This window comes from Streptomyces laurentii (assembly GCF_040635425.1).
Taxonomy (GTDB): Bacteria; Actinomycetota; Actinomycetes; order Streptomycetales; family Streptomycetaceae; genus Streptomyces; species Streptomyces laurentii.
Genome location: NZ_JBEYHT010000077.1, coordinates 1 through 13,003 on the forward strand (window position 1 = coordinate 1; position 13,003 = coordinate 13,003).

The following is a 13,003-nucleotide window of genomic DNA, read 5'->3' on the forward strand; positions in this document are numbered from 1 at the left end:
CGCCTCCCCGGGGGAGGCGGCCGCGTGGGTGTTCAGGAGGCTCGGGGAGCTCACTCGACCGGCGGGGTCCCCAGTTCGGTGACCTCGACCCAGTTCAGGGCCGGGTCGTCGAAGTCGAGCAGGTTGCCCTCGGTGTCCTCGGGCACGACCACGTAGCGGACCGTCTCGCCGTCGGCCTCGGAACCGTGCAGGAACGACGTGTCCGACGGGGACAGATAGTCGACCCGGTGGGCGAGCCAGATGGTGCCGCCGTCACCGTCGTCGTACGACTCGGCCTTGAAGACCTGGTAGCGGGCAAGGTCGGGCTCGGTGCTCGCGTCCCACTCCAGGAACACGCCGTCGGTGCGCGGCGTCGCCTTCAGACCGGTGACCGGCGGCAGGGCGACGCGGACGGTGAGCGGCGCGGACAGCGGACCCTCGTTGCCGAACGGGTCCACGGCCGCGACCGCGTACGTGTAGTGCGTGCCCTGGCGCTTGGCCACGTCGTTGCAGTTGCCCCGGTTGTCCGCGGAGTCGCTGTCCCAGCCGCAGGTCACGCGGGTCATCGTGGTCTTGTCGAGGGTGCGGCCGGGCGAGCGGTACATCCGGTACGAGCCGCCGTTGTCCCAGTCCTCGTAGGCGGGCCAGGCCATCGACCAGTGCACGTCGGTCGAGCCGGGGCGGACGACGGCGTTCAGGCCGGTGGGGGCGGCCAGCGGCCCGGTCCGGTCGACGCCGTCGTCGGCGTACACCTCGGAGTACGCGGACGGGTTGCCCGCCGCGTCGAAGGCCCGGACGCGGTAGAAGCGCGGGGTGTTCACCGGGGCCGCGACGCGGACTTTGCCGGGGGCCGTCGTCGTCGCGACCACGCTGTACGGGCCCGTCTCGGCGGGGGCCGCCGACACCTCGTACCCGACCGCGTTCTCGCTCGCCTGCCAGCCCAGGGTGGCCTGCCAGAGGTCGTAGCCCACGGCGAGCCCCTTCGGGGCGGCCGGGCCGGTCTTGTCGGCGGTCGTGATGATGATGTCGGTGGAGCCGCCCGACTCGTTGCCCGCCTTGTCGACGGCGCGGACCTCGTACCCGTAGGACGCCCCGGTGGCCGGCGCGGACGCGTCGGCGAAGGTCGTCTTGGTGATCAGGCCCGAACCGCTGACCTTCGTCCAGCCGGAGCCGGGCGACGGACGCCGGTAGACCCGGTAGCCCGCGAGGTCCGTCTCCTTGTTGGGCGTCCACGACAGGGTCGTGGTGTTCGTGGTTCCGTCGTAGGAGTACACCGGCTTGGACGGTCCGACCGGGGCGGTGCGGTCGACGGTCGTGATGTACAGGTCGGCGGTGCCGCCGGACTCGTTGCCGGCCTTGTCGACGGCGCGGATCTCGTAGGCGAAGTTCGCGCCGGTGGCCGGTGCGGACTTGTCGGTGTACGTCGTGGCCGTCACCAGGCCCGAGCCACTGATCCTGGTCCAGCCGGAGCCGGGCGACGGGCGCCGGTAGACCCGGTAGCCGGCCAGGTCCATCTCCTTGTTGGCCGCCCAGCGCAGCGACGCGGCGTGGGCCGTCCGGTCGTAGGCGACGGACGCGCCGCTCGGGCCGTACGGCTTGACCTTGTCGACCGTCGCCGACGTCCTCGGCGTGTACGTGAACTTCACGTTGGCCACGCCCGTCCACGCGACGAAGTCGACGCGCAGGGAGTGCTTGCCGGCCGGGACGGTGAGGTTGACCGACTTCTTCTGGGTGGTGGAGACGTTCTTCCACAGGTCGATCTTGCGGACGCCGTCCAGGTAGACGCGGACGCCGTCCTGGGTCTCGGCGGCGAAGGTGAAGGGGCCTCCGGAGCCGAAGTCGCGGGTGAGCGACCAGCGGGCCGAGAAGTTGTCGTTGGGCAGGCTCACGCCGGCCGGGTGACCGGAACCGTAGTTCTCGGAGATCGCCGTGTCGCAGGCGGTCTTCTTCGGGGTGCCGCCGAAGGTGGTGTTGGCGAAGAACTGCACCTTCCACACCGGGGAGTTGCAGGTGACGGTCGCCGCGGCGGCGGGCGCGCCCGCGGCGGTGACGAGACCGCCGGCGGTGGCGAGGGTGACGAGGCCGGCCAGGGTGGCCGGGACTCTCGTCCGGATGCGCGTGTTCACAGGCGTGTGGGGCCCTTTCCGGGACCGTGAGAAACGAACGGACAGGAGGGGGCGTGGGGGTGGTGGTGCGGGGCGGCCGTCGGGGTGGGGCCCTTCGTACGGCTGCGCGGCCAGCGGAACGACTCTACCCGCCGCGATCACCCGTGCGGGTGGTTTATTCGGCCGCCCCACCACCCCCGGCGTCAGCCTGCGGGACCGCTCAGTACCGCCTCGGCGTCCACGTCAGCGTCCGCCCGTCGGCGCGCTCCGTGACCCGCGTCCGCGAGGAGCCGATCAGGAGGAGCGTGCGCATGTCGACCTCGGCCGGGTCCAGGGTCTTCAGGGTCAGCACGCGCACCGACTGCTCCGGCCCGCCGACGTCCCGGGCGACGACCACCGGGGTGTCCGGCGAGCGCACCTCCAGGAGCAGGTCGCGGGCGGCGGCGACCTGGTGGGTACGGGACTTGGAGCCCGGGTTGTAGAGGGCGAGGACCAGGTCGGCCTCGGCGGCGGCGCGCAGCCGGCCGGCGATGACGTCCCAGGACTTGAGGCGGTCGGAGAGGGAGATCGTCGCGTAGTCGTGGCCGAGCGGGGCGCCCGCGGCGGCGGCCGCGGCGTTGGCGGCGGTCACGCCCGGGAGGACCCGTACGGGGACGTCGGCGTACCGTTCCTCCGCCGCGACCTCCAGGACCGCCGTCGCCATCGCGAAGACGCCCGGGTCGCCGCCGGAGACGACCGCGACCCGCCGTCCGCGCCGGGCCAGGTCGAGGGCGAGCTCGGCGCGCTCGGACTCGACTTTGTTGTCGGACCCGTGCCGCCGCTGCCCGGGCCGCAGCACCGGCACCCGGTCGAGGTAGGTGGTGTAGCCGACGAGGTCGTCGGCGTGCACGAGCGCGCCGCGCGACTCGGGGGTGAGCCAGGGGGCGCCCGCCGGACCGGTGCCGACCACGACGACCTCGCCCCGGTCCCGTACCGGCGGCTGCTCGTCGATCCGTGAGGGCAGCACGGCGACGGAGAAGTACGGGACGGACGCCGGGTCGACGTCCGCGAGGCGCTCGGTGCGCTCGCCCGCCATGAACGCCCGTTCCACGTACCGGGCGTCGTCGAGCCGCCCGGCCCGCTCCAGGGCGCGGCGCACGGTGGGGAAGGTGCGGCCGAGCTTCATCACGACGGCCGAGTCGGCGCCCGCGAGGCGCGCGGTCAGCTCGTCCTCCGACAGGGTGCCGGGGATGATCGTCAGGGTCTCCTCGGCCTCGCACAGCGGCTCGCCGAGCCGGGCGGCGGCGGCGCTCACGGAGGTGACGCCGGGGATGACCGTGGTGTCGTAACGGTCCGCGAGCCGCTTGTGCATGTGCTGGTACGAGCCGTAGAACAGCGGGTCGCCCTCGGCGAGGACGGCGACCGTGCGGCCGGCGTCGAGGTGCGCGGCGAGGCGGGCCGCGGCCTCCTCGTAGAAGTCGTCGAGCGCGCCGCGGTAGCCGCCGGGGTGGTCGGTGGTCTCCACGGTGAGCGGGTACATCAGCCGCTCCTCGACGTGGTCGGGGCGCAGGTGCGGGGCGGCGATGGAACGGGCGATGGAACGGCCGTGCCGGGCCGAGTGGTACGCGACCACGTCGGCCTCCGCGATGGCCTTCACCGCCGCGAGCGTCAGCAGGTCGGGGTCGCCGGGGCCGAGCCCGACCCCGTACAGCTTGCCGGGAGCGACGGGGTGCCGGGGAGCGCTCATGCCTGGATCTCCGCTTCGTGCGCGAGGGCGTTGAGGGCGGCGGCCGTCATGGCGCTGCCGCCGCGCCGGCCCCGTACCACCAGGTAGTCGAGGCCGAGTTCGTTGGCGGCGAGGGCGTCCTTGGACTCCGCGGCGCCGATGAAGCCGACCGGGATGCCGAGCACGGCGGCGGGCTTCCCGGCGCCGTTCGCGACCATCTCCAGGAGGTGGAAGAGGGCGGTGGGCGCGTTGCCGACGGCGACGACCGCCCCTTCCAGGCGGTCCCGCCACAGCTCCAGGGCGGCGGCGGAACGCGTGGTGCCGAGTTCGGCGGCGAGGGCGGGCACGGCCGGGTCGGACAGACCGCACAGCACCTCGTTGCCGGCGGGCAGCCGCTTGCGGGTGACCCCGCTGGCGACCATCTGCGCGTCGCACAGGATGGGCGCCCCGGCGCGCAGCGCGGCGCGCGCGGCGGCGACCACGCCGGGCGAGTAGGCGAGGTCACGGACGAGGTCGGTCATGCCGCAGGCGTGGATCATGCGGACGGCGACCGTGGCGAGGTCGTCGGGCAGGCCCGCGAGATCCGCCGCGGCCTCGGCCCGGATCGTGGCGAAGGAGCGGCGGTAGATCTCCGCGCCGTCCTTCTCGTACTCGAACATCGTGGTGTTCTCGCTCATCTCGTAGGGAGGGCGCGGGCCGTGGCGACCGCGTCGGGCAGGGAGGTACGGGGGGTGGGGGCGCCGTCCACCAGGTACGCGCCGTCCCCGGTGGCGAGGACGTCGACCCAGGTGCCGTGCGGGTGCCCGCAGCGCCGGGCGCAGCCGGCGACGTGCACGGGAAGGCCGTCGGGGGGTGCGGGAAGGAGCCGGCCGGCGTCCGTCCGTACGTCGGCCAGGGACTTGGCGCAGCCGGGCAGTCCGGTGCAGGCGGTGACCCCGGCGCCGGGGGCGTCGGGGCGGGTGATCAGGCCGTACGAGGCGAGGCGCGCGAGCCGGCCGGCCTGAGCCTCGGTCGCGGACCCGGACCCGGACCCGGCCGTACCGGACACGGCCGTCCCGGATCCGGCCGTACCGGACACGGCCTCGGTCCCGGACACGCCCCCCGCCTCGGTCACGACCACCACCCCGCGCCACGGCGTCAGCCGGACCTCCGCCGCGGGCGACAGCGCCCGCAGCCGGGCTGCGGTCAGCCGGCCGAGCGGGGCGAGGACGGACAGGGCGCGCGGGCCGAGCGGGCCGGGCGCGGGCGGGGTGCCGAGGGGGAGCGGAGGCGGTACGGGGACGGGCTGCCCGCCCGTACCGCTCAGGTCGACCGCCCCTTCCGCCCCGGCGGGCCCGGCCGGCAGTTCGCGGACCCGCCAGGCCCCGTTGCCCGCCGCCGACGCGGCGTCGAGGAAGGCGAGGGCGGCGGCGAGCGCGGCCTGGGGCGCGTCGGCGGCGGTGATCCGCCGCGCCTGTCCGCCGACCCGGAGCAGGGCGGAATCGCCGCCCGGTTCTGCGATCAAGGTCACATCGCCGCCGAGTCCGGCGACATCGCCGCGCCCGTCGTCCAGAACGAACAGGAACCGTCCCGAAAGGGACGCGGCACGGGGCTCCGCGCAGAGCAGTCCGTCCAGTTCACGGGCCCAGGTGTGCACGTCGGCGTGGCCGTGTCCGTCGAGTCCGGCGGCCGGCGAGGCGACGAGGTTGCGCACCCGCTCGTGGGTCGGCGAGGGGAGCAGCCCGCCGCGTCCGAGACGGTCGGCGAGGACGGCTCCGCAGCCGTCCGGCAGACCGCGCAGCTCGACGTTTCCACGCGAGGTGATGCTCACGGCACCGTCCCCCAGCGACTCGGAAACGGAAGCGAGCAACTCGACTTGATGTTCCGTCAACTGCCCTGCTGGCAAGCGGAGTCGGGCGAGGAAACCATCGGCGGCGGCGTGCAACCGGAGCGCCCCGGGGCACGCGTCGCCACGGTCCCGTATGAGAGGTTCGCCCCGTTCAGGCGAGGTGTCGGGAGTGGGCGGCATGGCGGCGAGCATACCGACGAGCGATGGTCCGGCGACCGGGGGTGACGGGCGGCCCTCTCCCGCCGGCGGACGGCACGTTCTAGGATGCAGACCGGCATGGGGTCCCAGGACCCCGGGGAGGAAGCCCGGTGAGATTCCGGCGCGGTCCCGCCACTGTGAGCCGGCCCCGAGCCTCGGGTGTCCGGTGAGTCAGGAACTCCCGCCGTCCAACGACCACCCGGGGCGCGGACACCCCGAGGAAGGGCCCGAGCCTCGCCATGCTCGTTCTGCTGTCGCACTCCGACACCGACCTGCTCAGCGCCCGTGCGGCGAACGCCGCCGCCTCCTCCTCGGCGACGGACGCGGACACCGGCGGGACCGCCCCGGTCCCGTACCGCTTCGCGAACCCGTCCCGCCTCCCGCTCGGTGACCTCCCCGCGCTCCTCGACGGCGCCGGCCTGGTCGTCGTCCGCCTCCTCGGCGGGCTCCGCTCCTGGCAGGAGGGCCTCGACGCGGTCCTCGCCACCGGAAAGCCGATGGTCGTGCTGAGCGGCGAACAGGCCCCGGACGCCCAGCTCATGGCGGCCTCCACGGTGCCGGTCGGCGTCGCCACCGAGGCCCACGCGTACCTGGCGCACGGCGGTCCGGCCAACCTCGCCCAGCTGGCCCGCTTCCTCTCCGACACGGTCCTGCTCACCGGCCACGGCTTCGAGGCCCCGGCACCGGCACCCTCCTGGGGCGCCCTCGACCGCACCCCGGCCGCACCCCGGGATCCGGCCGCCCCGGTCATCGCGGTGCTCTACTACCGCGCCCACCACATGAGCGGCAACACCGCCTTCGTCGGCGCCCTCTGCGACGCCATCGAGGACGCGGGCGGCCGGCCGAAGCCGCTGTACGTGGCCTCGCTGCGGGCCCCCGAACCCGAACTCCTCGCCGCGCTCGGCGACGCCGACGCGATCGTCACCACCGTCCTCGCCGCGGGCGGCACCCGGCCCGCCGAAGCGCAGGCCGGCGGGGACGAGGAGGCGTGGGACGCGGGCGCGCTCGCCGCGCTCGACGTGCCCATCCTCCAGGCGCTCTGCCTGACCGGCTCCCGGGCGGCCTGGGAGGAGAACGACGAGGGCCTGTCGCCGCTGGACTCCGCGAGCCAGATCGCCGTCCCGGAGTTCGACGGCCGCCTGATCACCGTCCCGTTCTCGTTCAAGGAGATCGACGAGGACGGTCTGCCCGCGTACGTGGCGGACGCCGAACGCGCCGCCCGGGTCGCGGGCATCGCCCTCCGGCACGCCCGGCTGCGGCACATCCCGAACGCGCGCAAGAAGGTGGCCCTGGTCCTCTCCGCGTACCCGACCAAGCACTCCCGGATCGGCAACGCGGTCGGCCTCGACACCCCCGCCTCCGCCGTCGCGCTGCTGCGCCGGCTGATCGCCGAGGGGTACGACTTCGGGCCGGCCGAGGACATCCCGGGGCTGGTCTCCGGCGACGGCGACGAGCTGATCCGCGCGCTGATCGACGCGGGCGGCCACGACCAGGACTGGCTGACGGAGGAGCAGCTGGCCGCGAACCCGGTGCGGATCCCGGCCGCCGACTACCGCCGCTGGTACGCGGCGCTGCCGGCCGAACTGCGTGCCGGGGTGGAGGAGCACTGGGGCCCGGCGCCGGGCGAGATGTTCCTGGACCGCTCCCGCAACCCCGAGGGCGACATCGTGCTCGCCGCGCTGCGGCGCGGCAATCTGCTCATCCTCATCCAGCCGCCGCGCGGCTTCGGCGAGAACCCGATCGCGATCTACCACGACCCCGATCTGCCGCCCTCGCACCACTACCTCGCCGCCTACCGCTGGATCGCGGCGCGCGCCGACGACCACGGCTTCGGCGCCGACGCGATGATCCACCTCGGCAAGCACGGCAACCTGGAGTGGCTGCCCGGCAAGAACGCCGGCCTGTCCGCCGCCTGCGGTCCGGACGCGGCGCTCGGCGACCTGCCGCTGGTGTACCCGTTCCTGGTCAACGACCCGGGCGAGGGCACCCAGGCCAAGCGCCGCGCACACGCCACCCTCGTCGACCACCTCGTGCCGCCGATGGCCCGCGCCGACAGCTACGGCGACATCGCCCGCCTGGAGCAACTCCTCGACGAGTACGCCCAGATCAGCAGCATGGACCCGGCGAAGCTGCCCGCGATCCGCGCCCAGATCTGGACGCTGATCCAGGCCGCGAAGCTCGACCACGACCTGGGTCTCGCCGACCGCCCGGACGACGACGGCTTCGACGACTTCCTGCTGCACGTCGACGGCTGGCTGTGCGAGGTCAAGGACGCGCAGATCCGTGACGGCCTGCACGTCCTCGGCGGCGCGCCGACCGGGCCCGAGCGGGTCAACCTCGTCCTCTCCATCCTGCGCGCCCGCCAGATCTGGGGCGGTACGCAGGCGCTGCCCGGGCTGCGCGAGGCGCTCGGCCTGGACGAGTCGGCCACCGACCGGGCCCGTACCGACGACATCGAGGCGCGCGCCCGGCAGGTCGTCGAGGCCATGGAGGCCGCCGGCTGGTCGACCGAGGCGATCAGCCAGGCGGCCCGACTCGGCCTGGGGCAGCCGCCGATGGGCGGCGACTGGTACGCGCGACAGCTGGCACGGGTCTCGGAGGTGCTGCGCTTCGCCTGCGAGCAGGTCGTGCCCCGGCTGGCCGGCACCACCGACGAACTCACCCATGCCGTCCACGCGTTGAACGGCGGCTTCGTGCCCGCCGGCCCGTCCGGCTCACCGCTGCGCGGTCTGGTCAACGTGCTGCCGACCGGCCGCAACTTCTACTCCGTCGACCCCAAGGCCGTACCGTCCCGGCTCGCCTGGGAGACCGGCCAGGCCCTCGCCGACTCCCTCCTCACCCGCTACCGCGACGACAACGGCGACTGGCCCACCTCGGTCGGCCTGTCCCTGTGGGGTACGAGCGCGATGCGCACGGCGGGCGACGACGTCGCCGAGGCGCTGGCGCTGCTCGGCGTCCGGCCACTGTGGGACGACGCCTCGCGCCGCGTCCGCGGCCTGGAGCCGATCCCGCTCGCCGAGCTGGGCCGGCCCCGCGTCGACGTGACGCTGCGCATCTCCGGCTTCTTCCGCGACGCGTTCCCGCACGTCATCGGGCTGCTCGACGACGCCGTCCGGCTCGTCGCCGGCCTTGAGGACGAGTCCGCCGAGGACAACCACGTCCGCGCCCACGCCCAGGCCGACCTGGCCGAGCACGGCGACGAACGGCGCGCCACCACCCGTATCTTCGGCTCCCGGCCCGGCACCTACGGCGCGGGACTGCTCCAGCTCATCGACTCCCGCGACTGGCGCACCGACGCCGACCTCGCCGAGGTGTACACGGTGTGGGGCGGCTACGCGTACGGGCGCGGGCTCGAAGGCCGCCCGGCGCGCGCCGAGATGGAGACGGCGTACAAGCGCATCGCCGTCGCGGCGAAGAACACGGACACACGCGAGCACGACATCGCCGACTCCGACGACTACTTCCAGTACCACGGCGGCATGGTGGCGACGGTGCGCGCGCTGCGCGGCACGGCCCCAGAGGCGTACATCGGCGACTCCACCCGCCCGGAGACCGTCCGCACCCGCACCCTCGTCGAGGAGACCTCCCGGGTCTTCCGCGCCCGTGTGGTCAACCCGCGCTGGATCGCGGCCATGCGGCGGCACGGCTACAAGGGCGCCTTCGAACTGGCGGCGACGGTCGACTACCTCTTCGGATACGACGCGACGACGGGCGTCGTCGCCGACTGGATGTACGACAAGCTGACGCAGGAGTACGTCCTCGACCCGGAGAACCGGGCCTTCCTCCAGGAGGCCAACCCGTGGGCGCTGCACGGCATCGCGGAGCGGCTGCTCGAAGCGGAGTCGCGCGGGATGTGGGAGAAGCCGGACCCGGAGACGCTGGCCGCGCTGCGGCGGGTGTTCCTGGAGACCGAGGGCGACCTGGAGGACGGCCAGGAGTCCTGACCGGACGGGCGAGCGGGTGGCCGACCGGGACGGCCGGCCACCGGGTTACGATCCCCGCCGCATAACCGACGTGCGCACGACAGGTGGGGGTGGTGGGCATGCGTGCCCGTGGAACGGTGACGGCCGCGGTGGTCCTGGCGCTGGGGCTGGCCTTGGGAGCCTGCTCGGGCCAGAGCGGCGACGGCGGCCACAAGGGCGGTACGAAGCGGAAGCCGGGCGCCCCGGCCTCGGCGCCCGCCACCACCGGGGCCCCGGCGCCCTCGACTCCGCCCGCCGCCTCGGACGAGCCCGTCCCGGACGAGGAGGACGCGGCGGAGATCCCGGCGCCGGACGACGACGCGGACACGGACACGGACGTGAACAAGCCGCGCCGGGCGCCGACGGGCGGGTCCGGGTCCGGGTCGAAGCAGTCGCCGAAGCAGTACCGCCCCGTCACGAAGCAAAAGCGCTGACGACGGGGGCGAGTTCAAGGCGCCGGCCCCGGAAACCGGCGCGCAGCCGGCGGTCGTGGCTGACCACCACGAGCGTGCCCGGGTAGGCGGCGAGCGCCGCGTCCATCTCCTCCACCAGACCTGGGGACAGATGGTTCGTCGGCTCGTCGAGGAGCAGCAGGTCGACCGGGCGGGTCACCAGGCGGGCCAGCTCCAGCTTGCGCCGCTGCCCGGCGGACAGCAGCCGGACCGGGACGGCGAGGTCGCGGGCGGTGAACAGGCCGAGCGCGAGCAGTTCGTCCTCCCGTCCCGCGCCGAAGGCCGCCGCCAGCGGGCGCGGGTCGGCGGCACCGGCGGTGTCCTGCCGGAGCAGCCCGACCCGGGACCGTTCGGGTGCGCTCACCGTCCCGCTGTCCGGGGCGAGTTCGCCAGCGAGCACGGCCAACAGGGTGGACTTTCCCGCCCCGTTGGGGCCGGTGACCAGAAGCCGTTCGCCGGGGTCGAGGCGCAGCGCGTCGAGCCGGAGCCGTCCGCCGACCCGAACTCCCTTGAGATCGACGGCTGTCGAGGCCCGGTCGGCGGCGACACGGGCGGTGAAGCGGGCGATGAAGCGCAGCGGATCCGGGGGCCGGGGCACCGTCCGCTCGTCGAGTTCCCGCAGCCGGGTCCGGGCGGCGCGGATCCGGCTCATCGCCCCGTGCGTCCGTGACCGGGCCCGGAACGCCCCGGCGCCGCTGAAGGCGCTCGGCCCCTTGCGGGGGATGGCGGCGAGCCGTCCGGTGTTGCGGTCGGCGAGGGCCGCGTTGCGTTCCCGTTCGGTCCGCCATTCCTCGTACGCCACCTCGCGGCGGGCCCGGTCGGCGGCCCGCCCGGCGAGGTAGCCCGTATAGCCGTTGCCGTAGCGGCGTACCGTCCGGGTCTCGTGGTCGACCTCCAGGATCGCGGTGGTGACCCGGTCGAGGAAGGCCCGGTCGTGGGTGACGGCGACGACCGTGCCCCGGTGCCCGCGCAGCCGTTCCTCCAGCCAGGCCACGGCCTCGTCGTCGAGGTCGTTGGTCGGCTCGTCGAGGAGCAGCAGCTCCGGGTCGGCGGCGAGCGTCGCGGCGAGCGCGAGCCGGGAGCGAAGGCCGCCGGAGAGGGTGGCCGACGGCCGGGCCCGGTCGAGGGGTTCGCGCGCGCCGAGCCGCCGGAGCACGGTGTCGACGCGCCGGTCGGCGTCCGCGCCGCCGCGCGCCTCGTAGGCGGCGGTCAGGACGGCGTACGCGTCGAGTTCGCCGTCCGCGGCCCGGTCACCGGCCGCCGCCAGCGCGGCCTCCGCCGCCCGGATGCGCGCCTCCAACTCCCGTATCTCCGCGAGCGCGTGGTCGATCAGGTCCCCGACGGTGGCGGTCCCGGGGGCGTCGGCGCCGCCGGGCGGCTCCAGGGTCTGCGGGAGGTGGCCGAGACCGCCGGGGGACTCGACGGTGACGGTGCCGTGGACGGGCGTCTCCCGGCCCGCGAGCAGCCGCAGCAGGGTGGACTTGCCGGCTCCGTTGTCCCCGACGACGCCGACGCGTTCGCCGGCACGGACGGAGAGGGAGACACGGTCGAGGACGAGCCGGTGATGTGCGTACCGGTCGTCGTAGCGCTGGGTGACATCGGTGAGCTGGACGCGGAACAGGGCGGCCTCCGGGGCTGGGCGACAAGGACGAGGTCATGACGACCACAACGTAACGAGACGTCTCGTCTCGCTTGCGCCGCCCACCGTACGCCCGCCCCCGGCGCCCCGCAAGGGGGATAAAGGGGCTTGGCAACGCGCATTGTTCTAGTAGAGTGCTAACAACTAGACCAAGGGAGGGTCTCGTGAACCGTCTCCGCCTTCGCGCGTTCGCCGCCATACCGTTCGTGCTCGCGCTCGCCGTCCATCTGTCGCTGCTCGCCACCTGGTACGACCGCCTGCCGGACCCGCTGGCCACCCACTTCTCCGGCGCCGACGGCCGCCCCGACGGCTACACCGGCCTCGGCACGTCCGTCGCCGTCAGCACGGCCCTGCTGCTGGCCGCCGGCGTCTGCTGGGTCCTCTGGGTGCGGCGCGCCGCGCTCTGGGGCGCCTGGGCCACGGCCGGATTCACCGGCTCGCTGCTCGACCTGTTCCTGAAGAGCAACCTCGACGCCGCCGAGGCGTCCGAGGCCCGCTTCCCGCTCGCCATGATCAGCCTCGGCTTCGTCATCGGCGGCCTCGCCGCGCTCGTGGGCCTCGGTCTCACCCGCCTCGTCCCGAAGGACCCGGTACCGGAGACCGACCCCGACGCGGCGGCACGGATCGAACTGGGCACGCACGAGGTCGCGGGCTGGTCGCGCACCACCTCGTCCCTGTTCCTGACCGTGCTCGCGCTCGTCTTCACCGTCACCGGAATCGGCCTTCTCCTCCTCGCCCCCTGGCCGTTCGCCCTGCTCGGCCTGCTCGGCCTGGTCATCGGCGCCAGCGGCCTCGTCCTGGCCCGGGTCCGGGTGACCGTCGACCGGCACGGCCTGACCGTCACGTACACCGTGTTCCCCGCCTTCCGGACCCGCGTCCCGTTCGACGACATCACCGCGGTGACCGCTCGCGACATCAACCCACTGCGGGACTACGGCGGTTGGGGCTACCGGGTCCGGGTCCACGGCACCGCGGTCGTGCTGCACGCCGGCGAGGCGATCGTCGTACGGCGGGCGAGCGGCCGGGACTTCGCGGTGACCGTGCCGGACGCCGCCACCGGGGCCGCGCTCCTCAACACCCTCCGCGAGCGGACCGCTTCCGACGCCGCCGACGCGCCCGGTGAGAGGATCTGAGC

8 protein-coding genes and 1 riboswitch are annotated in these 13,003 nt (G+C 74.4%); of the genes, 3 read left to right on the top strand and 5 right to left on the bottom strand.

Going from position 1 to position 13,003, the window contains the following annotated elements; all coding sequences use genetic code 11:
- Nucleotides 1-50: 50 nt before the first annotated feature.
- The 4 genes from ABZ693_RS31925 to ABZ693_RS31940 form a co-directional block, all read right to left on the bottom strand.
- Nucleotides 51-2,105: a fibronectin type III domain-containing protein gene (locus tag ABZ693_RS31925; protein WP_359884657.1), complete on the bottom strand. Its 2,055-nt coding sequence runs from the start codon at nucleotides 2,103-2,105 to the stop codon at nucleotides 51-53.
- Between the two features lie 199 nt (nucleotides 2,106-2,304).
- Nucleotides 2,305-3,810 (bottom strand): precorrin-2 C(20)-methyltransferase, encoded by a 1,506-nt coding sequence (locus ABZ693_RS31930; RefSeq protein WP_359884659.1) that lies wholly within the window; start codon nucleotides 3,808-3,810, stop codon nucleotides 2,305-2,307.
- On the bottom strand, nucleotides 3,807-4,466 hold the full coding sequence (locus ABZ693_RS31935; protein WP_359884661.1) for a precorrin-8X methylmutase: 660 nt from the start codon (nucleotides 4,464-4,466) through the stop codon (nucleotides 3,807-3,809). Before ABZ693_RS31935 ends, ABZ693_RS31930 begins: the two co-directional genes overlap by 4 nt.
- Nucleotides 4,463-5,809, bottom strand: a complete 1,347-nt coding sequence (locus tag ABZ693_RS31940; RefSeq protein ID WP_359884663.1) for a ferredoxin-like domain-containing protein — start codon at nucleotides 5,807-5,809, stop codon at nucleotides 4,463-4,465. Before ABZ693_RS31940 ends, ABZ693_RS31935 begins: the two co-directional genes overlap by 4 nt.
- A gap of 63 nt (nucleotides 5,810-5,872) precedes the next feature.
- A riboswitch (cobalamin riboswitch) is annotated at nucleotides 5,873-6,018 on the top strand.
- A gap of 36 nt (nucleotides 6,019-6,054) precedes the next feature.
- On the opposite strand from ABZ693_RS31940, the gene cobN reads away from it, so the two are divergent.
- Nucleotides 6,055-9,759: a cobaltochelatase subunit CobN gene (gene cobN, locus ABZ693_RS31945; protein ID WP_359884666.1), complete on the top strand. Its 3,705-nt coding sequence runs from the start codon at nucleotides 6,055-6,057 to the stop codon at nucleotides 9,757-9,759.
- 98 nt (nucleotides 9,760-9,857) lie between these two features.
- A complete protein-coding gene (locus tag ABZ693_RS31950; protein WP_359884668.1) occupies nucleotides 9,858-10,211 on the top strand; it encodes a hypothetical protein in 354 nt (117 codons plus the stop codon).
- Here the strand turns inward: ABZ693_RS31950 and ABZ693_RS31955 are convergent.
- Complete coding sequence (locus ABZ693_RS31955) at nucleotides 10,192-11,850, bottom strand: ABC-F family ATP-binding cassette domain-containing protein (protein ID WP_359884710.1); 1,659 nt, start codon at nucleotides 11,848-11,850, stop codon at nucleotides 10,192-10,194. The two genes, ABZ693_RS31950 and ABZ693_RS31955, sit on opposite strands and share 20 nt — an antisense overlap.
- 182 nt (nucleotides 11,851-12,032) lie before the next feature.
- On the opposite strand from ABZ693_RS31955, the gene ABZ693_RS31960 reads away from it, so the two are divergent.
- Nucleotides 12,033-13,001 (top strand): SdpI family protein, encoded by a 969-nt coding sequence (locus ABZ693_RS31960; RefSeq protein ID WP_359884671.1) that lies wholly within the window; start codon nucleotides 12,033-12,035, stop codon nucleotides 12,999-13,001.
- Nucleotides 13,002-13,003: the final 2 nt, after the last annotated feature.